Raw genomic sequence first — 22,514 nt, 5'->3', positions numbered from 1 at the left:
GTCGGTGGTCGAAGCCCAGCGCGGGGTCAGCCCGTTCCGGGCGTGATCGACAGGTCCCTGCGCGCCTGCTCGAGGTCGTCCTCCCAGATCCACAGCCGGTGCTGGGGCGGCACTTGGTGGTAGCCGTACAGGCCCACCTCGGTCAGGGTCCGCAGGTCCACGCACACCCGTTGGTAGGCCTGCTCGATTGCCTTGGCCGGATCGTTCACCTCTCGAGCACCGAGTTTGATGCAGGCCCGGTATTCGTATCCCAGCAGCAGGTCATGTCCGAACTGGGCCCAGACACCGAGTTGCTGGGTCCATGCCGCGTCCGCCTCGTCCAGCAGCAGGTTCAGGTCGGCGGTGGGCGGGATGGAGGGGTAGATGAGGAAGGTTGCCGCCCAGCCGAGAGCGACCATGTCCAGGTTGAACGTGCGCCGGCGCGGGTCGTCGCGCGGAGGTAGCGGATCGGACGAACCGCCACTGAACCAGGGCGCGGTGTAGGCGAGCAGACGTCCATTGCCCTCAACGAGCTCACCAGTGGCGATCACGGCCAGCTTCCGCTGGGAGCCGTCGGGGCGGGTCAGGCGAGTGGACACCATGTCCTTGTGCGCCTCGGCCGCCGCCTTGCCCGCGGCCTGATGTCGCTGCGCCGCGTCCGGTGTGATCCGGGAGACGAGATGGTCACGCAGGTCTTCCGGCAGCGCGTCATAGGTGCCGTCCAACAGCCGCGCCCTGGTGCGGTCCAGAGCGGCCTGGGCCGTGGCCGGGGAGCCGCCGAATTCGCTTTCCGGGGTGTCGATGGACACCATGCGAATCGCCATTGCGATGTTTGGAGTGTCGCCGTCGGTAACACTCAGGAATCTGTAATCTTTAGCGGGCCGACTGGGGCCCACGAAGCCGAGATCGATCATGGTCTTGTTCCGGTCTCAATTGACTGGGTTTGTCAATGCGCACAAGACTCCGGCGCCTTGGAATTGCCTCGTGGCTTATCCGCGACCGGCTTCGTCGGCTCTGAGGAAACCTTGCGGGGTCACCTCGGCTGTCGTGATAAACGGAACCGGCCCACCGGGCGGGCCCGAGCGAGAGTGCTACATCCATTGTGTGCCGCCAGGGCAGTGAACGCCACCGCTGCGTACCGGTTGGCAATTCAATCAGCCAGTCCTGTCGAGGCGGTCGGCTGCTCACGTTTCGAACGCTCAAGCACAACTTCCCGTCGCCCTCAACTGGAGCGAGCATTCACCTCGTGTTAGCGTGATCATATCGCCATGAATCAGGCCCCCAACCGCTTTTATTTCAGTGCGTCGGAGGAGATGGTGAGCATGGCGCGGAACCGGTTGTTCCATGCGCCCACCGTCGGTACTGGAGGCAGGACAGCGCAGTCCGCCTCCAGCGCCACCGCACCATCGCGGGCCACTGGTCATCGCGGGACCAAGGTGGACTGGGACCGCCTGCGGCAGCGGATGCGTGGAGCACTGCTGCGTCCGGGAGATCCAGGGTTCGAGGACGCCCGTAAATTGTTCAACCCGCTCAACGACGACCACATACCCGTCGCGGTGGCGCAGTGCGAGTCGACCTCCGACGTCAGCGAGGCGGTGCGGGCAGCCGCGAACCGCGTTCCCCTGGCCGCTCGCAGCGGTGGCCACTCCTATGTCGGTTACTCGGCGCCGCACGGTGGTCTCGCCCTTGATCTGCGGCGCATGTCGGCCGTGGAGGTCCAGGCGGACGGCGCCGCGACCATAGGCGCGGGTGCGCCGTTGCGGGAGGTCTACAGCCGTGTCGCTCAGGCGAACCGCTGCCTGCCCGCGGGATCCTGCTTCACCGTCGGCATCGCGGGAGTGACCCTGGGCGGTGGAATCGGTGTGCTGCAGCGCAGGTTCGGGCTCACCTGTGATCACCTCGTGGCCGCTGAGATGGTCACCGCCGACGGAAGAACCCTTACGGCTTCCGCCGCGCGGACCCCGGACCTTTTCTGGGCCTTGCGCGGCGGAGGCGGTGGCAACTTCGGGATCGTCACGCAGCTCACGTTCGCCACCGATCCGGCTCCGGCACTGACGGTGTTCGTGGTCGGCTTCCCGCCGGGGAAGGTGCCCGAGGTGCTGAGCGCGTGGCAACCATGGATCTCAGCCGCTCCTCGCGAGCTGTGGGCAAACTGCAACATATCGGGTGGAGACGTGCCGAGTTGCCGGGTGGCCGGCTGCTTCGTCGGGCCCAGCAGCTCCTGCCACCCCCTGCTGGACGACCTCATCTCCCGCTCCGGCGTCCTGCCCAGCCGTCGGACGGTCCAGGACCGGGAGTACTTCAGTGCCATGCGCTTCTTCTCGGGGAGACCCGAGCGGGAGTCGTTCGTCGCCTCGTCACGAGTCCTGAGCGACCATGTCTCCTCCCCGGACGCCCTGGCGAGCCTGCTCGTCGGCCGCCCAGGGGTATCGATCATCCTCGACCCGCTCGGTGGCGCGGTACAGGACGTGGGCATCGAACAGACCGCGTTTCCGCACCGCAAGGCGTTCGCCACCGCGCAGATCTACGCAAGCGCCACGGCGGCATCCGAGGCCGAAGTGACGCGCAGTGTCCGCGACATCGTGGCAGGACTGGCCTCCCTGGGCATCGGGGGCGGTTATGTCAACTACATCGACCCGGCCCTGCCGGACTGGGCGCGGGCCTACTACGGCCCGAATCTGGAACGCCTGCGTTCCGTTGCCCACGACTACGACCCTGACGAGGTGTTCGACTTCCCGCAGGGACTCACCAGGGCGTAACCGCTGAAGCCCGTCAGCAGAAGAAGGGAGCGCCTGGCGCGTTGGCCCAGAAGGAAATTGCGGGTCCCGGCCGCGTGCTGGTGAGCTCGCACAATCGTGGAGTCAACGGACACGGCCCAGGCCAGGTCCTCATCAGCGTCGGCCTGTGCCATCAGCGCGGTGAACACCCGCTCCCAGGTGCCATCGACGGCCCACATCCGCAGCCGGTTGTAGACGCCCCGCCAGTTGCCGTACTTCTCCGGCAGGTGGACCCACTGCGTTCCGGTCTGGAACTTGAAGGCGATCGCGTCGATCACCTCACGATGATCCCGCCAGCGACCACCCCGCTTCGCAGTCCGGTCCGGGAGCAACGGCTCGATCCGCGCCCACTGCGCATCTGTCAACGGGACACCCGGACCAACGACCGACTGAGCCAAACGAAACTGCATAGCAGTCGTTCATCACCGGCTGTCATCCTGCCGCCGGACAGCCGCTACGGCTGTCCGGCGACGCCTCCACCCGAATGGGCAGCCAGTACTGAGGAAACGAGTGGTTGATCAGGGGCAGTTGACGGCCGTGTCGCCGGTGTCGCGGTTGCAGGTGTCGAAACCGAGGCCGCCGTCGAGGCCGTCGTTGGCGATCACGTTGTCCACGGCGTTGAGGGTGTCGCTGCCCTCGCCGCCGATGTGCGTGTCGTTGCCGCGGCCTCCGGTAAGGGTGTCGTTGCCCTGGGCACCCTCGAGTGTGTCGTTGCCGTCGTCGCCGTTGAGAGTGTCGTTGCCGGCATTGCCGTAGATGGTGTCGTTGCCGGCCAGCCCGGAGATCGTGTCGTTGCCGGGGCCGCCGTTGATGGTGTCGTTGCCCGGCGTCGCCCGCAGGCCAGTGGCATCCGGGTCGTCGCCGACGAGCCGGTCCGCCCGGGGACCGCCGTTGAGGCGGTCGTCACCCGCACCGCCGATCACCGTTCCGGCGGCTTCCAGGTTCGGGGAGATGCTGACGCTGTCATCGGAGTCGTTGGCGTTGACCCGTATCGACGTGACGGGCAGCGGACACTCCGCCGTGTGCGTCCCCGTCGACTGACACGGGGCAACGGCGGACACGGTGTCCCCCGCGTCCGTCACCACGACAACGTTGCCCTGACGCCGGATGGTGATGTCATTCGCCACACCCTGGGCGGCCGTGACGCCAAGGGTGTCGCCCACCTCCTGCACGACCGTGGTGTCCGCCAGGCTTCCGCCGGGGGCCGCACCGGGCGCGGCGGAAGCGGCGGTCAGCGGAGCGCAGGTGAGTGCGCCGAGCGCCACCACCGTGGTGCAGATACCTCGTGTTCTCATCGGTGCCCGCCTTTCGTGTTGTCTCGCCGTGTACGGGTACTGGCGTGCTGCTCACTCACGCTGGTCAGGGGCATCCGCTGACGTTGTCGCCCAAGTCGGCGCGGCAGTCGTCCACGTCAGCGCCGCCTTCGACGTAGTCGTTGCCGCTGACGTTGTCCACGGTGTCGATGGTGTCCCGGCCGTTGCCGCCCTCGGCGTAGTCGTTGCCGGCGCCGGCGACGATGCGCTCGTTGCCGCTGCCGCCGTAGATCACGTCGTTGTCGGCACCGCCGTCCACGATGTCCGAGCCGCCGCGTCCCTCGATGGAGTCGTTGCCGGAGCCGCCGAAGATCCTGTCCGCCTCGGCTCCACCGGTCAGGGTGTCGTTTCCTGCGCCGCCGGAAAGGAAGTCGGATCCCTCGTCGCCTTCGAGGGTGTCGTTGGCGGATCCGCCGTAGAGGTTGTCGTTGCCGGCACCGCCGATGAGGGTGACGCCGAGGGCCGCCAGCGAGGAGGTGACGGTGTCGTCCTGGTCGCCGGCGTTGACCACGAGTTCGGTCGTGTCGGCGGCCCTGCAGGCGACTTCGGTCGTGCTGATGGCGGTGCAGTCGCCGGACGGTGCGACCGTGTCTCCTGTGTCTCTGATTCTGATGTTGCTGCCCGACTGCCAGACGCTGATCGTGTTGCCCCGGCCGACTCCGGCGGTGACCGTGATCGTGGTGCCGGTCTTGTTCACCAGCGTCGTGGCGAAAAGATGTGGCGTCGGTGCGTTGGCCGCGTGGGCCACGCCAGGGAGGCACAGAGTGAAACCGCACACCGTGGCCAGAAGTGCCCCGGTGCGATGGTGCGTTCTCTTCATGACCTGCTCCTGAAATTGGGCGTTGAATGTCGATCTCGCAACTGTGCGCAGTGCTTCCCGGCCGAAAATGTCGGTGTTCGCTCGAATGAGCGCTACCTTTTGCGGTCTCCCGACCGTGGCCGGGACCTGATAACCGGCTCCGGCGGAGTACCGGGGGAAAGGGTGTGGCCGCAAGCGCCGAACGTTCGGTGCGGCCCACCCCGGCGCGACACCCGTGTTTTTGCTGCATTCAGTAGCCTCAGCCCGCGCAGACTCCTCCCATACCGCCATGGCCGACGCCTGCTCGACCGGTGATCGGCGCTGGCGCTTGGGCACCCAGAGCATGTCGGGATGTGAAGCCGTGCTGAAGCCGAATTTGCGCCATTGCCGAACACAAGGGTCTCCGCGCGTGGATCGTCGCCCTGGCCGGGAATGGGATCACCTGGGGCATGCCCGCCGTTTGACTTGCATCTGCCCCGGAGGTGTCAATTAACGATTTATTCGTACCGCATTCAATGATCGCGGTACGGGTGATCCGCGCAGCCCGCGAGCTGGACCTGCCGACGGTGGCGCTGCGCTCCCGCGACGAGGCGGACGCGCTGCACGCCCGCATGGCCGACCAGGTCGTGGTGCTCGACGCGACCATCTACCTGGCCGGACTCCACCCGCTGATCCAAACGAAAGCCCCTAAGGGCTGTCCCGTAACTGCTGGTCACGGAACACCCCTTAGGCGAGGGTCAGGATCGCGAGCGCGCCGCCCACGTCGACGACCGCGCACCACTCCGACCAGGCCCTCGGGACGACCCTGCCTGACCGGTGGTGGAGGATGTCCCAGATCCCGTGGGCCAGCCAGCCCACGGCGACCATGCGCAGGCCCAGCTTCTCGTCGACGGCTAGGGCGAGCGCGGCCATGGCCGTGAAGCCAGCGAGGCCCGCGAGCTGAACGGCCAGGACGCGGGAGCCGCGCAGTTCGCCGCGGAACGCGCCGAAGAGTAGGTAGCACACAGGCATGACGGCGAGGAGACCGGCGAGCAGACCCACGGGCGGCACACCGTCCACGAAGGTCACGACCACCAGGGCGACTGCGGCGAGCGTGGGCCAGCGGTGCGGCAGTCGCCGCGGCCGGGTGCCCGCGGCGTCGTCGCGTACGGAGTCGGTCATCGGGGTCCTCTCACGATGCGTGCGGCTGTGCCCCCACGGTCCGGCCGGTACGGACCGCCGGGGTACGGGCTGCCGGAACGATGTCCGATCCCTTGGGGTACTCGTCCTTCCGGCATAGGGTCGCCGCATGGCGGAGCGGCTGATGGTGGTGGTCGGGTACGAGGCGGCCGAACTGCTGGATATCGCGTGTGTCACCACGCCCCTGGCCATGGCCAATGGGATCGGCGTGCCGGCCGTGCCGTACCGGGTGCGTGTGGTCGGGCCGGGAGGCGGTCCGCTCGTCTGCGGCACAGGGCTCACGCTGGGGAGCGATCAACCGCTTGAACGGCTCGTCGGCCCGCTGGACACCCTGATCGTGTCGGGCGGGGTGGGTTTCGAGCGGGCGGCGGCCGATCCGCGGCTCGTGGGGCACGTCCGGCGGCTCGCGAAGGAGAGCCGCCGGGTGGCGTCGGTGTGCACGGGGGCGGGGGTCCTGGCCGCCGCCGGGCTGCTCGACGGGCGGCGGGCGACCACGCACTGGCGATACGCACGCCGGCTTGCCGACCAGCACCCGGAGGTCACCATTGACTCCGCGCCGATCTACATCCGCGACGGGAACGTCTACACGGCGGCGGGGGTCACCAGCGCCCTGGACCTCACGCTCGCGTTCATCGAGGAGGACCATGGTCCCGAACTGGCGCGCCAAGTGGCCCGGGACCTGGTCGTCTATCTGCAACGGCCGGGCAACCAGGCGCAGATGAGCCTGTTCACGGCATCTCCGGCGCCGCGTGACGAACTGGTCAGGGGCCTCGTCGAGCACATCGCTGCGCACCCGAACGCCGATCTGAGCACGAAGGCGCTGGCCGCACGGGCAAGGGTGACGCCGCGTCATCTCGCCCGGCTGTTCGCGGACCATCTGGGGCAGGCGCCGGGTCGGTACGTCCGGCTTGCCCGGACGGAGGCTGCGGCGCAGCTGCTCGCCTCAACCGCGTTGCCGATGGCGGCCGTGGCGGCCCGCTGCGGATTCGGCAGCGCGGAGGCGCTGCGGCAGGCATTCTCCGGGCGGTACGGGATCCCGCCGTCGCGCTACCGGGCCGCTGTGCGGCAGGCGGGCTAAAGGTTGTCTCGTAACTGCTGGTCACGGGTGAGATGATCTCGCAGTGCCTGGTGTGATCACGGCGTCGGAGCCGTCCTGGATAGGCCCGTTCACTGGGCTGAGCCCCCGCCGCTTCGGCAAGCTGGTGACTGTGCTCCGGCGCGAGGGTGCGGACGCTGCCCGCAAGGGTCGGCCGTGGAGCCTTCCGCTGGAGGACCGGGCACTGCTGGTCGTGGCGTACTGGCGCACGAATCTGACGATGCGCCAGCTCGCCCCGTTGTTCCGGGTCTCCAAGTCGGCGGCTGACCGGATCATCGATCACCTCGGGCCCATGCTCGCTCTCCAGCCCCGAAAGCGGTTCGCCAAGGACACTGTGCTCATCGTGGACGGCACCCTGGTGCCGACCCGCGACCACACCATCGCCGCGCAGTCGAAAAACTACCGCTACTCCACCAACCACCAGGTTGTCATCGACGCCGACACCCGCCTGGTCGTCGTGGTGGGCCGGCCTCTCGCTGGCAACCGCAACGACTGCAAGGCGTGGGAGGGAATCCGGCGCCAAAGCCGCCGTCGGCAAGACCCTCACCATCGCCGACGGTGGCTACCCGGGCACCGGACTTGTCATCCCGCACCGCCGCGAGCGCGGCCAGACCGCACTCCCGGACTGGAAAGAGGACCACAACAAGTCACACAAGCAGATCCGGGCCCGCGTCGAGCACGTCTTCGCGCGCATGAAGACGTGGAAGATCCTCCGCGACTGCCACCTCAAGGGCGAGGGCGTCCACCACGCTATGCTCGGCATCGCCCGCATGCACAACCTCGCCGTCGCCGGATAGGCCAACGAGCCGCACCGTGGCAAGCCCTGCCCGAGGCAACTCGGAGATCATTTACGGGACAGCACTTAGGCCAGCACCCGCGCCACCGCGAACCCGTCATAGCCCTTCATGCCGACCGTCTGGATCGCCGTCCCGCTCAACCTCGGGTGCCTGCCGATCAGTTCGATGGCGGCGCGGGTGCCCACCACGTCCTCGGCCGTGCTCTCCGCGTCGGTCACCCGGCCGCCGCGGACGACGTTGTCGAGGACGATCAGGCTGCCCGTGCTGGTGAGCTTGAGGGCCCACTCCACGTAGTGCGGGTTGTTGACCTTGTCGGCGTCGATGAAGACCAGGTCGAAGGGCGGCGGGTTCTCGTCGGCCAGCCGGGGCAGCGACTCCAGGGCGGGGCCCACCCGTACCTCGACGAGCTTGTCGAGTCCGGCGCGGGCGATGTTGCGGACGGCGACCTCCGCGTGCCTGGGGTCGTACTCCAGGGAGACCAGCCGCCCGTCGGCGGGGAGGGCGCGGCCCAGCCAGATGGTGCTGTAGCCGCCGAGCGTGCCGATCTCGAGGATGTGGCGGGCGCCCTGCAGCTGTGCCAGGAGCTGCAGCAGCTTGCCCTGGTTGCCCGCGACGTTGATGTGCGGAAGCCCGGCGGCGTCGCTGTCGCGCAGGGCTGCCGCCAGGGCTTCGTCGTCCGGGGCGAGGTGAGCGGTGAAGTAGGCGTCGACCTCGTCCCAGACGTGCGACTCGCTCATGCACCTGAACCTTTCGTACGCATAGTTAGCTTCCCTAACTAGTGGCGCTGACGAAGATAGTTGGTGCACACGCGCGCTGTCAGTGGCTTTTCACCCGGCGTGTCCTCAGCGCTCGACGGAGGGTGCCGAGCCCGGCAGCGGGCGCCCCGCCGACTCCGCCATGCGCCACACCGCGAAACCGCCGATCACGGCCGCGGCCATCATGTAGTACGCGGGCATCATCATGTCCCCGGTCGCACCGATCAGGGCCGTGACCACCAGCGGCGTCGTACCGCCGAACAGGGACACGGAGACGTTGAAGCCGATGGAGAGCGAGCCGTAGCGGACCTTCGTCGGGAACAGCGCGGGCAGTGCCGAGGGCATCGCCGCCGTGAAGCAGACCAGCAGCAGGCCGAGGGCGCCCATGCCGAGCGCGACCGCGAGCAGGCTGCCCTCGCGGATCAGCAGCAGGGCCGGGACCGACAGCAGCAGGAAGCCCGCGCAGCCGGTGGCGATCACCGGGCGGCGGCCGACGCGGTCGGTCAGCGCGCCGACGAACGGCTGGGCGATCATCATCACGGCCATCACGCCGAGGACGACGAGCAGGCCGTGCGTCTCGTCGTAGTGCAGCTGACCGGTCAGATAGCTCGGCATGTACGACAGCAGCATGTAGTCGGTGACGTTGAAGACCAGCACCAGGCCGACGCAGAGCAGCAGCGCACGCCACTGGCCGGTGAGCATCTCGCGCAGCGGCGTCTTCGGGCGGTTGTTCTCGGCCTTCTCGGCCTCGGCCGCGAACGCCGGGGTCTCCTCCAGACGCAGCCGCAGGTAGAGGCCGATGATGCCCATCGGGCCCGCGATCAGGAACGGGATGCGCCAGCCCCAGGAGGTCAGGTCGTCGGCGGAGAGCAGGGCGGTCATCAGCGTGACCAGGCCCGCGCCGCCGATGTAGCCGGCGAGGGTACCGAACTCCAGCCAGCTGCCGAGGAAGCCGCGCCGCTTGTCGGGGGCGTACTCGGCGATGAACGTGGAGGCACCGGCGTACTCGCCGCCGGTGGAGAAGCCCTGCACCAGGCGAGCCGCGAGGAGCAGGATGGGCGCGCCTACGCCGATCGTCGCGTAGGACGGGATCAGGCCGATCGCGAAGGTGCCCGCGGCCATCATGATCATGGTGAGGGCGAGGACCTTCTGGCGGCCGGCACGGTCGCCGAGCGGGCCGAAGACCATGCCGCCGAGGGGACGGACCAGGAAGGCCGCGGCGAAGGCGCCGAACGTGGAGAGCAGCTGCGCGGTGGGGTTGCCCGAGGGGAAGAAGACCTTGCCCAGCGTGACCGCGATATAGCTGTAGACACCGAAGTCGAACCATTCCATCGCGTTGCCCAGCGCCGCCGCCTTCACGGCGCGCTTGACGAGCGCGGGGTCGGTGACGGTGGTGTCCGGGGCCGTGTTCGCGGCGCGGGCCTTCTCGACGGACGCGGGAGCGACGACTGAGGCAGTCGACAAAACTCGCTCGCCTACCTTTCAACGGGGACAGGGACGCGGTCCGCGCGGCGGCGCTGTCGTACGGGCCGAAAGGTGACGATAGGCGGATAAAGGCCGCTTACGGGCGGTACGCCTTTCGTTGCAGGATGCATCTAAACACCGGCTGTGCAGGCACGTATGCCCGCCTGGGAGCGGTTCCCTCGTGATCATGGTGTGATCCTTCTCGCTTCCACGAGAGGCGACCGCGGCCCCCGCGCATTATCGTCGTCGGGACAAATCCCTCATCCAGGACATGTTGGATGGGTGAAGCGGAGGCCGACTGGGCGTGGCGAACGCGGAGCGCAGCGGGCGGCCGACGGAAACCTCCGGGGCCACTGCCGTCGGCGGGACCCACCCGCGCCTGCGCGTGGCCTGCCTCGGGCTGTGGCTGATCGTCGCCGCCCTCGCCGCCCGGCAGGTGGCCGTCGTCCTCGGCAGCCCGCGCGGCGAGCGGCTGACGGACCTGGAGACCTGGGTCGGGCCGAACGGCGTACTGCACGTGAACGGCTCGCTCTACGACTCCACCCGCTTCACCGGCACGCCCTTCAACGGACTCGCCCTCAAACCCCTCACCCGTGCCGCCGAACAGGCCCTCGGCTGGGGCTGGACGTTCGGCACGCTGCTGCTGGTCGTCGCCCTGGGCCTGGTCGCCGCCCGAGCGCTGCCCCAGCCGGTCGGCCGCCGTACCGCCCTGCTGGCCGCTCCCGTCGCCATCGGCCTGCTCATGCTGTCCCTGCCGGTCCGCAACACCCTGTGGCTCGGCCAGACCAGCATCATCCCGGTCCTGCTCGTCCTTCTGGGCTGCTTCGCCGCCCACGGCCAGCGCACCAGCGGCCTGCTCATCGGGGTCGCCGCCGCGCTCCAGCCCACGCTGCTGCTCTTCACCCCGCTGCTGTGGTTCACCGGCCGCAGACGCGCCTCCCTCGCCAGCGGCGTCACCTTCGCCGCCTGCACCGCGCTCGCCTGGGCCGCGATGCCCCACGACTCCCACACCTACTGGGTGCACCACCTGGCCGGCGCCGGCCTCGGCGGCCGGGCCGACGACCTCGGCAACCAGTCCCTGCACGGCGCCCTGCTGCGGCTCGGCCTGAACGGCCCCCTCGAGGTCGCGGTCTTCCTGACGCTCGGCGCGGCCGTCGCCGTCCTGGCCCTGCGCCGCGCCGTGCGCTGCTTCGACGACGGCCAGCTGCTCCTCGCCGTCGCGATCACCGGCTGCGCCGCGATCGTCATCTCGCCCATCGCCTGGCAGCACCAACTGCTGTGGGTGCTGCTCGCGGTCGTCGGCCGGGCCGGCAAACGCGTCTCCGACCGCTACGTGTGGCCGGTCGCCGTGATCCTGGTCATGACCCTGCCGGCCAGGATGCTGCTGCCCGACATGGCGTCGCTGGACCCGCTGCGCGCCAACCTCGTCCTGCTGGCCGCCGTCGCCGCCGCCACGGCCGTGCCGTTCCTCTCCCGCACTTCGCCGTACTACCAGTCGCCCCTGCCGGCCGAGTACGCGCCGACCGCCCCGGCCCGGTTCCGGCACGTGCCCCTGCTGCCGTTCCTGCGCCGGGTGCTCACCCGCCCCAATCTCCTCCTTGAGCTCCTGCTCCTCCGGGTCACCTACGCCGCCTACTCCCAGGTCCGGCTCGCCGCCACCGGCGGCAGCAGCTCGGCCGGCCGGGCCGAGGCCGAGGAACACGGACAGCAGATCCTGGGCCTGGAACGCGCCCTGCACCTCGACGTCGAGCGCTGGGCCAACCACGCCGTCGTCAAGATCGACTGGCTGCGGAACCTCTCCGACTCGTACTACACGTCGATGCACTTCGTCGTCCCGCTGGCCGTCCTCGCCGTCCTGTACTGGCGCCGCCCGGCCGACTACCGCTGGGCACGCTCCGCCCTCGGCTTCGCCACCCTGCTCGCCCTGGTCGGCTTCTGGCTCTACCCGCTGGCCCCGCCACGCCTGATGCCGGGGCTCGGCTACATCGACACCGTCCACGGCGTCCAGGACTTCTCCCAGCCCGACTACGGCACCCTCACGGCCCTGACCAACCAGTACGCGGCCATGCCGTCACTGCACTTCGGCTGGGCGCTGTGGTGCGGCGTCGTGATCGCCGTCCTGGCGCGCTGGTGGTGGATGAAGGTGCTGGGGCTGCTGCATCCGCTGTTCACCCTCTGCGCGGTCGTGGTGACCGGCAACCACTGGGTGCTGGACGCGGCGGGCGGGGCCGCCGTCGTCGGGGTGGGCCTCGGGCTCGGGTACGTGCTGACGGGGCCGCGGCCGGTGGTCGCGCGGCAGGCCGTGACAGCGGCGGTGCGCGACGAGGCCAGGAGTTCCGTCAGGCCGGGGGGCGACGCCGGTCGAGGCTCAGGGTGATCCCCGGCCCCGGGTGACGATCAGCCCACACCCGCAGCGGGACGGTGAACGACAGAGCATTCATCGTTGAGCGGCGATCGGCTTCCTCGGCGTACCGGGCCTTGAGAAGAGCGGCCGGCGGGCGGCGGTGCCAGGGGCAGGCAGCCCCCCGCGGCGGCCGTCGGGGGCCGCCGCGGGGGGCTGCCGTTGTCCGGGCGGGTGCGGTCGCTCCGGCGGTGCCGGCGTCGCGCCGCTCCCACCGGTCGGTGTCCGCATCACTCGGCGCGGAGCTAGCCCAGGCCGCTGATCGTCTGCGTCTTCAGCGCGAGGTTCTTGTCCTCGGCGCTGCCCCAGGCGTAGACGATGGTGCTGGTGCCCTCGGTGAGGTTGAGGTCGGCGGGGCCGATGGCCACGGTCTCGGTGCCGGCCAGGACGACGTCGGTGTTCACCGTGCCGGCGTCCACGACGAGCGACTCCTGGTTCGGGTTGGTCAGTCCCTTGATGATCGGCTCGCCGCCCGCGCGAACGTCCACGGCGGGTGCCGCGGCCACGTGGCGGACGGTCAGCCGCGACTGACCGGCCGGCACCTTGGAGGTGTCGTTGACGAACGCGGTGAGCGTGGGGTCGCCCTGCGTGTTGAGGTGGGCCGCGATCGTGGCGTTCGCCCCGGCCGGGACCTCGACGCTCTTCTGGATGGCGGGATCGCCGTCGGGGCCCTCGCCGTCGGGGAAGACCTCGATGTTGTAGGTGCCCGGGTCCAGGGACTGCGGCTCGGTCACGCTGCCGGGCTTGAAGTCGGGAACCAGCTGGTTCCCGTTGGCGTACACGTCGACGGTGAGGCCCGGAACACCGTGGAAGACGGACACCTTGGCGGCTTCCTGAGCCTTACCCTCCGCGGCGGCGGGGACGGCCATGGCGAGGGGCAATACGCATGCACTGGCGATGGCGGTGGCGATCTTCCTGCCGCGCGAGTTCATCATCGGAACTCCCTTCGTGGGGGAACCCCGTCACATGTGGGGCCCGGCTTCCGGATGGGCGGACTCTCGGATGCACCACGCGACGAGTTCCCCGGCCGATGCCCTGCCGGTCTCTCACCGGCGTCCGGCGTCCGTCGTGCTGTCACGCACTGACGCGGTGATGTCACGGTGTGCTGTCGGTGACGGCGGGTCGGCCCGGGCGGGCCCCTGAACCGGACCCAGCACTTCGATCTCCGCCGCCGGGAGGCGGCACCGGCGGTTTTCATGGAGCGGTCTGCCCTCGTGACTGCACATCCAGTATGGGAGGGCGTGTGGTAGCACGCCACTTGTGGCTGAGTAGCTGTCGCAAGAAGCAAACGAACTGACGGATCGTGCCCTGCAGCATCCGTCCCATGCGGGCCGGAATCGGTCCCGCCGCTTCGAGTGGACGAATGTGGGCACCGTGACCCAATACCGAGCAGTCGTAGGGGGGAATTGTCCATTCCGTTACTGATCTCCATGGTCACACTGACCGAAATGCTCTGACGTGGGCTCAACTGGGGTATCCGGTGCATCGAGTGGTCGCTTTTCGGTCAGGTTCAGACCTGTCGAGATCGGGATGGAGAGCGCTTACCAGTGCTGGAGTCCAGAACTGCCAGGAGCAAGTTGTCTGAGAGGTGGCGAGTGCTTCACGAGACTGCTATGGGCAACGCTTCACTCCATGCACACTTACCGCGTCCTGCACGTTCCGCCGCTGCCCACGCCTTGTGAAGGACTTCCACGCGATGAGTGAACCTGGCAGAGCCCTGCCCGTACAGCGCGCCGGCCGGCTCCTGTGCTGGAGCCTCGCCACCGGTATGGTCACCGCCGCCGCCGACCTGGTCCTCGACCCGCAGACGGCCTGGTGGCGCTCGCTCTGGCTCCTGCCCTGGTACCTCACCGGCCTGTCCGTCCTGGCCTGGGCGGTCCTGCGTGCCCGTCAGAAGGCCGCCCAGCGACCCGACGAGGACGACGTCTCTCCCGAGCGGTGGGAACGAGCCGCCTGACCGGCAGGGTGGCTTCCCGCGTGAACGCACTCGAACCACACCGTCTTTCCGCCCTCCGGCCACGGGGACACGCCCCACTTGTCGACCATCGCGTCGAGCAGGAGGAGCCCACGCCCGTTCTCGGACTCCTCGTCCAGTGAGGCCGGCGTGCAGGGCAGTCGATCGCTGCCGTCCGACACCTCCACCCGCACCCCGGCCGGCTGTCGCAGCAACAGCAGCGCGCAACGCCGGTCCGGGACGTGCCGTACGACGTTCGCGAGCAGTTCGGTCACGCCCAGCTCCACGACGTCGGACAGCTCGGGCATGCCCCACTCGCGCAGGAACGAGCGGGCGATACGGCGGATGTGCCGGGGGGCGTGCGAGCCGACGGTGAGGCGCATCGAGTACTGGGCGGGAATGTAGTCGTTCACGGGACGAGCCTGACGTGCGGTCACTACTCTCGGCTACAGAACGAATACAACCCGTCCCGTGGTGGACGGAGTTGCATGAGAGGGGCTCCGCGTGACCAACATCAACGCCCTTGACCCGGGTGCTTCCCCGCTCGACTACTACGGCTTCGAGCTACGGAGGCACAGGGAGGCGGCGGGACTGACCCTGAAGCAGCTCGGGGGAGTCCTCAACTACACGGGCTCGCTGGTCGGGCAGATCGAGACAGCCCGGAAGGTGCCGACGCCAGAGTTCAGCGAACGCGCGGATGCGGCGCTGGGCACGGACGGGATGTTCTCCCGGCTGGTCGATCTCGTGCTGCGGAGTCGGCTCCCGGCCTGGTTCCAGCAGGTGGCCGAACTGGAGACGCGGGCCACGGAGATCTGCTCCTTCCAGACGCATATGGTCCTCGGTCTGCTGCAGACCCAGGGATACGCGAGGGCTGTGCTCGGCGCGTTGGACAAGACCGACCTTGAAGACCGTACGGCGGTACGTCTCGCGCGCCAGCGCGTATTCGACAAGGCGGAGCCGCCGGTTTTCTGGGCGGTCCTGAGTGAGGCCGCACTGCACCTGGAGATCGGCGACGCGGGGGTCATGCGGGGGCAACTCGCCCACCTGTTGTCTTTCGAGGGTAACCCTCGGATCAACGTGCAGGTGCTGCCGCTGTCGGCTGGGGCCCACGCGGGGCTGACAGGCTCATTCGACCTCTACCACTTTGCGAGCGATCCGACCATCGTCTACACGGAGAGCTATGGCAGCGGGCATCCGACAGCCAATCCGGACACCGTCAAGGACTGTTCGCTCCGTTACGATCATCTCCGGGCTGCCGCGCTCTCCCTCAGGGACTCGGCGAAGCTCATCCGGCGCGTGATGGAGGAACGCTATGGAGATCCAGTGGCGTAAGTCGTCGTACAGCAGCGACCAGGGCGGTCAGTGCATAGAGGTCGCCAATACACCCGCCACCGTCGCGATACGCGACTCCAAGAACCCGACGGGCCCGATGCTCACCCTCGAGCCCGCCACGTTCACCGCCTTCATCAACTGGACGACGGCTACAACCGCTGAATGATCGTGCCGGTGGCCAAACCGCCCCCCGCGCACATCGTGATCAGCGCGAACTCCTTGTCCGCGCGCTCCAGTTCATGAAGCGCCGTCGTGATGAGCCGGGCCCCGGTCGCTCCGACCGGGTGCCCGAGCGCGATCGCGCCGCCGTTGACGTTCACCTTCTCCAGGTCCTGCTCGAAGACCCGCGCCCAGCTCAGCACCACGGACGCGAACGCTTCGTTGATCTCCACGAGGTCGATGTCCTTCAGGGACATCCCGGCCTTGCCCAGCACGGCCTTCGTCGCGTCGATCGGGCCGTCGAGGTGGAAGTGCGGGTCGGAACCCACCAATGCCTGGGCCACGATCCGGGCCCGGGGCTTCAGTTTCAGTGCCCTGGTCATCCTCTTCGACGCCCACAGGATCGCCGCCGCCCCGTCGGAGATCTGCGACGAGTTGCCCGCCGTGTGAACCGCCCTCGGCATGATCGGCTTCAAGGACGCCAACGCCTCCGCCGTCGTGTCCCGCAGGCCCTCGTCCTTGTCCACCAGCCGCCACATGCCCTGCCCGGCGTGCTGCTCCTCCTCGGTCGTCGGGACCTGGACGGCGAACGTCTCTCGTTTGAAGCGCTCCTCCGCCCAGGCGTGGGCGGCCCGTTCCTGCGAGGCGAGCCCGAGGGCGTCCACATCCTCGCGCGTCAGGCCCCGGTGCCGGGCGATACGCTCGGCCGCCTCGAACTGGTTCGGCAGGTCCACGTTCCACTCGTCGGGGAACGGCTTGCCCGGCCCGTGCTTGGAACCCGACCCCAGCGGCACCCGAGACATCGACTCCACGCCGCACGATATGCCGACGTCGATCACGCCCGTGGCGACCATGTTGGCCAGCATGTGGGAGGCCTGCTGCGAGGATCCGCACTGCGCGTCGACGGTCGTCGCGGCCGTCTCGTACGGGAGCCCCATCGTGAGCCAGGCCGTGCGCGCGGGGTTCATGGACTGCTCGCCGGCGTGTGTGACCGTGCCGCCGACGATCTGCTCGACACAGTCGGCCGGGATGCCGGTGCGGCCCAGCAGCTCGCGGTACGTCTCGCCCAGGAGGTAGGCGGGATGGAGATTGGCGAGCGCGCCGCCGCGCTTGCCGATGGGGGTGCGTACGGCTTCGACGATCACGGGTTCGGCAGCCATGGGTGCGGGTCCTCTCCGGGAGGCTACGCGGAACTAGTACACGTTCTAGTTCTGTCAGCAGTGTGCTGAGGGCTGCTTGTCGACCGCAAGGGTCGTGCGGGCAATTGGGGGCTTCATGCCCCTTGCTACTTGTAGAACCCGTTACTACCGTCACCGCAACTCCGCACAGCTGATGGGCCGTCAGACTCAGAGTCGGTACGAGTGGTGGGAGCCGCCCATGCCCTGTCCCGCGCTGCCCGACGGGTTCGACTTCACCGACCCGGATCTGCTGCACCGCCGCGTGCCCCTGCCGGAGTTCGCCGAGCTGCGCCGGGTGGAGCCGGTCTGCTGGGTGCCGCAGCCGGCCGGTCTCGCCGGTTTCCAGGACGAGGGGTACTGGGCGGTCACCCGGCACTCCGACGTCAAATACGTCTCCACGCACCCGGAGTTGTTCTCGTCGTACCTCAACACGGCGATCATCCGCTTCAACGAGCACATCGAGCGCGACTCCATCGACGCCCAGCGATTCATCCTGCTCAACATGGACCCGCCGGAGCACACGCGGGTGCGGCAGATCGTGCAGCGCGGGTTCACGCCCCGGGCGATCCGGGCGTTGGAGGAGCGGCTGCGGGCGCGGGCCCACGCCATCGTCGAGAGCGCCCGGGCGCACACCGGTCCGTTCGACTTCGTCACCCAGGTCGCCTGTGAGCTGCCGCTCCAGGCGATCGCCGAGCTGATCGGCGTCCCGCAGGAGGACCGGGACAAGATCTTCGAGTGGTCCAACAAGATGATCGCGTACGACGATCCCGAGTACGCCATCACCGAGGAGGTCGGCGCCGAGTCGGCCACCGAGATCATCGCCTACGCGATGAACATGGCGGCCGACCGCAAGCAGTGCCCGGCCCACGACATCGTCACGCGGCTCGTGGCGGCGGAGGACGAGGGCAACCTCAGCTCCGACGAGTTCGGCTTCTTCGTGCTGATGCTGGCCGTCGCGGGCAACGAGACCACCCGCAACGCCATCACCCACGGCATGCACGCCTTCCTCACCCACCCCGGGCAGTGGGAGCTGTACAAGAGGGAACGCCCGGCGACGGCTGCCGAGGAGATCGTCCGCTGGGCCACCCCGGTCGCCGCCTTCCAGCGCACCGCCACCCAGGACACCGAGCTCGGCGGCAAGCGGATCCGCAAGGGCGACCGGGTGGGGTTGTTCTACGCCTCCGCCAACCACGACCCGGAGGTCTTCGACGAGCCGGACACCTTCGACATCACCCGCGATCCCAACCCGCATCTGGGTTTCGGAGGGGGCGGCCCGCACTACTGCCTGGGCAAGTCCCTCGCCGTCCTGGAGATCGACCTCATCTTCAACGCCATCGCCGACGCCATGCCGGGGCTGACGATGGTCGAGGACCCACGGCGGTTGCGTTCGGCGTGGATCAACGGCGTGAAGGAACTCCGGGTGCGGACGGGCTGACGTACCGGGCGGGCATGGCTCAGGCGACGGCCCCGGGGATCGAGGGGCCGTCGCCTGGCCGTCCAGACAAACAGGGCTCGAGCCGCGCCCGCAAAGGCCGCTCTTACTAGGCTCGGCCGCAGGTCGGAGGCGGGTCCGCCCATGTGACCTGGGTCTTGTGTCTACGGCCTCGCTTCGTACGTGACGTGGGTCATGTGGGCGGCTTCACGTCGCGGGCGTCTCGAACGTGACCGGCGTCTCGAAGGCCGCCCGGCGTGTGGCGCGGCGCAGCGCGCGGAGCACCGCCGGGCCGAGGGCGAGCGTCAGCACGACCGTGACGACGGCCCGGCCCAGGTCCCAGCCGATCGAAGTGGCCAGGCAGTACGCGAGGAAGCGGGCCAGGTTCGTGGCGAGCGCCGCCTGCGGATCGAAGGCGACGTTCGAGGCGAGGGCGCTCATGAAGGGCCAGCCCGCCAGGTTCATCACCGTGCCGTAGGCGAAGGCGGCGAGAAAGCCGTACACCGCGAGCATCACGAGTTCCGCACGGCCGCGCAGCCGGTCCGGGCCGGGCAGCAGACCCGCGCCCATCGCGAACCAGCCCATCGCCAGCATCTGGAACGGCATCCAGGGGCCGACCCCGCCCGTGAGCAGCGCGGACGCGAACATGGTCACCGAGCCGAGGACGAACCCGAAGCCCGGCCCGAGGACCCTGCCGCTCAGCACCATCAGGAAGAACATCGGCTCGATACCGGCGGTACCGGCGCCGATCGGCCGCAGGGCGGCCCCCGTGGCGGCCAGCACGCCCAGCATCGCGACCGCCTTCGGGCCGAGACCGGACTCGGAGATCGCCGCGGCCACCACCGCCACGAGAAGCACCAGCAAGCCCGCGAAGAGCCAGGGTGCGTCCTGCGCGTGGGCGCTGAGCCGCGAGGTGGGCGGGGTCAGGAACGGCCAGCCGAAGCCGACGACGCCCACGGCGCTGACGAGGACCAGGGCGGCGAGCGAGCGGGGGCCGAGGCGGACGGCTCGTGCCTGCCTCTGGATGCTCACGATCCGGCCCCGGTGTGGAGGGCCGCGCGGACCTGGGAGACCGTGAGCCACTGCTGCGGGGCCAGGATCTTGGTGACCTGCGGGGCGAAGGAGGGGGAGGAGACGACTACGTCGGCCGTCGGCCCGTCGGCGATCACCTCGCCCTCCGCGAGCAGCACCACGCGGTGGGCGATCTCCGCGGCCAGTTCCACGTCGTGCGTGGCCAGCACGATGGCGTGCCCCTCGTCGGCCAGCCCGCGCAGCACGTCGACCAGGCGGGCCTTCGCCGCGTAGTCCAGGCCACGGGTCGGTTCGTCCAGCAGGAGCAGCGGGGGCCGGGCGGTCAGGACGACGGCCAGGGCGAGGGCGAGCCGCTGACCCTCCGAGAGGTCCCGGGGGTGGGTGTCGTCGGTGACGCCGGGGAGCAGCTCGGAGACCAGGGCACGGCAGGTGCCGGGGTCCGCGCCCGCGTCCTCGTCGGCCGCCGCGCACTCGGCGGCGACGGTGTCGGCGTAGAGCAGGTCGCGTGGTTCCTGGGGGACCAGGCCGACCTTGCGGACGAGTTCCTGCGGGGCGGTGCGGTGGGGGGTGGCTTCGCCGAGCCGGATGGTTCCGGAGCTGGGCGTGACCACGCCGACCAGGGAGTTGAGCAGGGTGGATTTTCCGGCGCCGTTGCGGCCCATCAGGGCGATGGTCTCGCCGGGGGTGATGGTGAGGTCGATGTGACGCAGGGCGGTGATGTGGGCGCGGGTGACGGAGAGGGCTTGTACTTCGGCGATGTGGGGGGAGGGGGTGGTGGGGGTGGTTCGTGTGCGCCGGAACCAAGGGCGGCGGGGGGTGGTGGCGCCTGATGGGCCGGGGGGTGCGGATGGCTGGCGGCTGCGGGTGGTGTGTGGCTGGTCGCGCCCACGCGGCGGCAGCCGCACATCGATCACGGCCCCGCGCCCCTTGAGGGCGTCGCCGTTCTGCGACTTGAGCTGTTGCCGCAGGTCCGCCGCCCTTCGCCGCGCGTCGCGGACCGTCATGGGCAGCGGGGACCAGTTCGCCAGGCGGCCCAGGGCCACCACCGGCGGGTACACCGGGGACACGGCCATCACCTCGGCGGGGGTGCCCAGCACCGGGGGCTCGCCCGGACCGGGCAGGAGGACGACCTGGTCGGCGTACTGGATGACCCGTTCCAGGCGGTGTTCGGCCATGAGGACCGTGGTGCCGAGGTCGTGCACGAGCCGCTGCAGGACCGCCAGGACCTCCTCGGCGGCGGCCGGGTCGAGGGCGGAGGTCGGCTCGTCCAGGACGATGACGCTCGGGTGCGGCGTGAGGACCGAGCCGATCGCGACGCGCTGCTGCTGGCCGCCGGAGAGCGTGGCGATCGGGCGGCCCCGCAGGTCGGCGAGGCCGAGCAGGTCCAGGGTCTCCTCGACGCGGCGGCGCATCACGTCCGGGGCGAGGCCCAGCGACTCCATGCCGTAGGCGAGTTCGTCCTCGACGGTGTCGGTGACGAAGTGGGAGAGGGGATCCTGGCCGACGGTCCCGACGACGTCGGCGAGTTCTCGGGGATTGTGCGTACGGGTGTCGCGTCCGGCGACCGTGACCCGGCCGCGCAGGGTGCCGCCGGTGAAGTGCGGCACGAGCCCGCTGACCGCGCCCAGGACGGTGGACTTGCCGACGCCGGACGGGCCGGCCAGGAGGACGAGTTCGCCCTCCGGGACCTCGAAGTCGATGCCCCGGACGGTGGGTTCGGCGGCACCGTCGTAGGTCACGGAGACATCCTCGAAGCGGATCACGACGGCTCCTTGGGGTCGGGGGTGACGAACGCGGGCAGCAGCCCGAGGAGAATCGCCGCCGCGGGCCAGACGGGGAACGTGGGCGCCACGAGGGGCACCACGCCGGGGTGCAGGGCCGCGGGATCGCGGGCGGCGGCGAGCGTGAGGAGCGCGGCGACCGCCACGCCGGAGGCGACGACCAGCCAGGCGCGCACGTCCCAGCGGTCCGGGCGGTATCGGGTGCGCGGGGATCGCCGGCCGCCGAGCCTGAGTCCCGCGAGGGCGGCGGCGAGGCCGAGGAGGAGCACCGGGGCGCCGTAGGTCTCACCTTCGGCGGTGAGCAGACCGTACGTTCCGGCGCAGACGCCGAGCAGGCCGCCGAGGGTGAGGGCGGCGGTGGTACGGCGTACGGCGGTGGGGACCTGTGCGGTACGGCCGTAGCCACGGGCGTCCATCGCCGCGGCGAGGGAGACGGAGCGCTCCAGGGCGCCCTCAAGGACCGGCAGGCCCACCTGGAGCAGGCCCCGGATGCCGTTGTCCGGGCGGCCGCGCAGGCGGCGGGCGGCGCGCAGCCGCTGGACGTCGGCGATGAGGTGGGGCGCGAAGGTGAGGGCCACGACGACCGCCACGCCCATCTCGTACAGGGCGCCCGGGAGGGACTTGAGGAGGCGGGAGGGGCTGGCGAGGGCGTTCGCGGCGCCGACGCAGATGAGGAGGGTGGCCAGTTTCAGGCCGTCGTAGAGGGCGAAGGTGAGGGCCTCCGCGGTGACCTCGCCGCCGAGACGGATGCCCTGGGCCCAGGCGGGGAGGGGGACTTCGGGGAGGGTGAGGAGGGTGTGCGTGCCGGGGATGGGGGAGCCGAGGAGCGTCGCGAAGAGGAGCCGGATGAGGAGGACGGCGAGGGCGAGTTTGACGAAGGCGCCGTAGGAGCGGGACCAGGGGGTGTTGGGGCGGCGGGTGGCCACGACGTAGGCGGAGACGGTGATGAGGAGGGTGAGGAGGAGGGGGTTGGTGGTGCGGGTGGCCGCGGTGCCGAGGGAGAGGGACCAGAGCCACCAGGCGCCGGGGTGCGCTGCGGGGTGCCGCCTGCGCCCACCCTCCCCCAAGCTCTCGGCTTCGCTCGAG

General features: G+C 69.7%; 20 protein-coding genes and 2 pseudogenes. 9 read left to right on the top strand and 13 right to left on the bottom strand.

All coding sequences use genetic code 11. The features are described from left to right. Positions 1–26: 26 nt before the first annotated feature. Entirely contained in the window at positions 27–893 is an 867-nt protein-coding gene (locus IE97_RS0115330) for a hypothetical protein (protein WP_030238837.1), read from the bottom strand. 354 nt (positions 894–1,247) lie between these two features. Between IE97_RS0115330 and IE97_RS0115325 the strand changes: the two genes are divergently transcribed. Continuing rightward, on the top strand, positions 1,248–2,738 hold the full coding sequence (locus IE97_RS0115325; RefSeq protein WP_234331819.1) for an FAD-binding oxidoreductase: 1,491 nt from the start codon (positions 1,248–1,250) through the stop codon (positions 2,736–2,738). Here IE97_RS0115325 and IE97_RS0115320 read toward each other — a convergent pair. From IE97_RS0115320 to IE97_RS39285, 3 genes are all read right to left on the bottom strand, one after another. Next, the gene (locus tag IE97_RS0115320) at positions 2,687–3,166 is read right to left on the bottom strand and encodes an IS5 family transposase (protein WP_106975356.1); all 480 of its coding nucleotides are present in this window, start codon (positions 3,164–3,166) and stop codon (positions 2,687–2,689) included. The two genes, IE97_RS0115325 and IE97_RS0115320, sit on opposite strands and share 52 nt — an antisense overlap. Before the next feature lie 108 nt (positions 3,167–3,274). Then, entirely contained in the window at positions 3,275–4,051 is a 777-nt protein-coding gene (locus tag IE97_RS39290; protein ID WP_078603254.1) for a calcium-binding protein, read from the bottom strand. Between the two features lie 64 nt (positions 4,052–4,115). Beyond that, positions 4,116–4,889: a calcium-binding protein gene (locus IE97_RS39285; RefSeq protein WP_051704992.1), complete on the bottom strand. Its 774-nt coding sequence runs from the start codon at positions 4,887–4,889 to the stop codon at positions 4,116–4,118. 494 nt (positions 4,890–5,383) lie between these two features. Here IE97_RS39285 and IE97_RS42980 point away from each other — a divergent pair. Then, positions 5,384–5,446, top strand: a pseudogene (locus IE97_RS42980) (hypothetical protein); the annotation flags it as partial. A gap of 148 nt (positions 5,447–5,594) precedes the next feature. Here the strand turns inward: IE97_RS42980 and IE97_RS0115300 are convergent. After that, positions 5,595–6,029 (bottom strand): hypothetical protein, encoded by a 435-nt coding sequence (locus tag IE97_RS0115300; protein ID WP_030238817.1) that lies wholly within the window; start codon positions 6,027–6,029, stop codon positions 5,595–5,597. 127 nt (positions 6,030–6,156) lie between these two features. Here IE97_RS0115300 and IE97_RS0115295 point away from each other — a divergent pair, with 127 nt between their 5' ends. Both IE97_RS0115295 and IE97_RS38485 read left to right on the top strand, forming a co-directional pair. Then, on the top strand, positions 6,157–7,125 hold the full coding sequence (locus IE97_RS0115295) for a GlxA family transcriptional regulator (protein ID WP_030238814.1): 969 nt from the start codon (positions 6,157–6,159) through the stop codon (positions 7,123–7,125). Between the two features lie 124 nt (positions 7,126–7,249). Then, positions 7,250–7,940: pseudogene (locus tag IE97_RS38485) on the top strand (transposase). Positions 7,941–8,005: 65 nt separating this feature from the next. Here the strand turns inward: IE97_RS38485 and IE97_RS0115285 are convergent. Then, entirely contained in the window at positions 8,006–8,677 is a 672-nt protein-coding gene (locus IE97_RS0115285; protein ID WP_030238809.1) for an O-methyltransferase, read from the bottom strand. A 105-nt stretch (positions 8,678–8,782) separates the two neighbouring features. After that, entirely contained in the window at positions 8,783–10,159 is a 1,377-nt protein-coding gene (gene proP, locus IE97_RS0115280; RefSeq protein ID WP_030238806.1) for a glycine betaine/L-proline transporter ProP, read from the bottom strand. 304 nt (positions 10,160–10,463) lie between these two features. Between proP and IE97_RS0115275 the strand changes: the two genes are divergently transcribed. Continuing rightward, positions 10,464–12,536 (top strand): bifunctional glycosyltransferase 87/phosphatase PAP2 family protein, encoded by a 2,073-nt coding sequence (locus IE97_RS0115275; protein WP_030238801.1) that lies wholly within the window; start codon positions 10,464–10,466, stop codon positions 12,534–12,536. A gap of 269 nt (positions 12,537–12,805) precedes the next feature. Here IE97_RS0115275 and IE97_RS0115270 read toward each other — a convergent pair whose 3' ends face one another. Next, positions 12,806–13,495 carry a DUF4397 domain-containing protein gene (locus IE97_RS0115270; protein ID WP_078603252.1) on the bottom strand — a complete coding sequence of 230 codons (690 nt, stop codon included), beginning with the start codon at positions 13,493–13,495 and terminating at the stop codon, positions 12,806–12,808. A gap of 761 nt (positions 13,496–14,256) precedes the next feature. Between IE97_RS0115270 and IE97_RS0115265 the strand changes: the two genes are divergently transcribed. Beyond that, positions 14,257–14,517 carry a hypothetical protein gene (locus tag IE97_RS0115265; protein ID WP_030238793.1) on the top strand — a complete coding sequence of 87 codons (261 nt, stop codon included), beginning with the start codon at positions 14,257–14,259 and terminating at the stop codon, positions 14,515–14,517. Here the strand turns inward: IE97_RS0115265 and IE97_RS0115260 are convergent. Beyond that, positions 14,451–14,927, bottom strand: coding sequence for an ATP-binding protein (locus IE97_RS0115260; RefSeq protein ID WP_420706087.1), 477 nt, complete (start codon positions 14,925–14,927; stop codon positions 14,451–14,453). The genes IE97_RS0115265 and IE97_RS0115260 overlap by 67 nt on opposite strands. Before the next feature lie 91 nt (positions 14,928–15,018). On the opposite strand from IE97_RS0115260, the gene IE97_RS0115255 reads away from it, so the two are divergent. Together IE97_RS0115255 and IE97_RS40280 are read left to right on the top strand one after the other, a co-directional pair. Continuing rightward, complete coding sequence (locus IE97_RS0115255; protein ID WP_030238786.1) at positions 15,019–15,846, top strand: helix-turn-helix domain-containing protein; 828 nt, start codon at positions 15,019–15,021, stop codon at positions 15,844–15,846. Further along, positions 15,827–16,012 (top strand): DUF397 domain-containing protein, encoded by a 186-nt coding sequence (locus IE97_RS40280; RefSeq protein ID WP_078603251.1) that lies wholly within the window; start codon positions 15,827–15,829, stop codon positions 16,010–16,012. Before IE97_RS0115255 ends, IE97_RS40280 begins: the two co-directional genes overlap by 20 nt. Here the strand turns inward: IE97_RS40280 and IE97_RS0115245 are convergent. Continuing rightward, the gene (locus IE97_RS0115245) at positions 15,996–17,165 is read right to left on the bottom strand and encodes a steroid 3-ketoacyl-CoA thiolase (protein WP_030238782.1); all 1,170 of its coding nucleotides are present in this window, start codon (positions 17,163–17,165) and stop codon (positions 15,996–15,998) included. The two genes, IE97_RS40280 and IE97_RS0115245, sit on opposite strands and share 17 nt — an antisense overlap. Positions 17,166–17,382: 217 nt before the next feature. Between IE97_RS0115245 and IE97_RS0115240 the strand changes: the two genes are divergently transcribed. Further along, entirely contained in the window at positions 17,383–18,618 is a 1,236-nt protein-coding gene (locus IE97_RS0115240) for a cytochrome P450 (RefSeq protein ID WP_030238779.1), read from the top strand. Positions 18,619–18,822: 204 nt separating this feature from the next. Here IE97_RS0115240 and IE97_RS0115235 read toward each other — a convergent pair whose 3' ends face one another. From IE97_RS0115235 to IE97_RS0115225, 3 genes are read right to left on the bottom strand one after another with little or no spacing between them, the layout of a single operon-like run. Next, positions 18,823–19,647 carry an ECF transporter S component gene (locus IE97_RS0115235; protein WP_030238775.1) on the bottom strand — a complete coding sequence of 275 codons (825 nt, stop codon included), beginning with the start codon at positions 19,645–19,647 and terminating at the stop codon, positions 18,823–18,825. Then, on the bottom strand, positions 19,644–21,410 hold the full coding sequence (locus tag IE97_RS0115230) for an ABC transporter ATP-binding protein (RefSeq protein WP_030238771.1): 1,767 nt from the start codon (positions 21,408–21,410) through the stop codon (positions 19,644–19,646). The genes IE97_RS0115235 and IE97_RS0115230 overlap by 4 nt, the downstream gene beginning before the upstream one ends. Beyond that, positions 21,407–22,495, bottom strand: a complete 1,089-nt coding sequence (locus tag IE97_RS0115225) for a CbiQ family ECF transporter T component (protein WP_030238768.1) — start codon at positions 22,493–22,495, stop codon at positions 21,407–21,409. The genes IE97_RS0115230 and IE97_RS0115225 overlap by 4 nt, the downstream gene beginning before the upstream one ends. Between the last annotated feature and the right edge of the window lie 19 nt (positions 22,496–22,514).

The organism is Streptomyces sp. NRRL S-455, assembly GCF_000717875.1.
Classification (GTDB): Bacteria; Actinomycetota; Actinomycetes; order Streptomycetales; family Streptomycetaceae; genus Streptomyces.
This window is presented reverse-complemented; position numbering and strand designations above follow the sequence as displayed.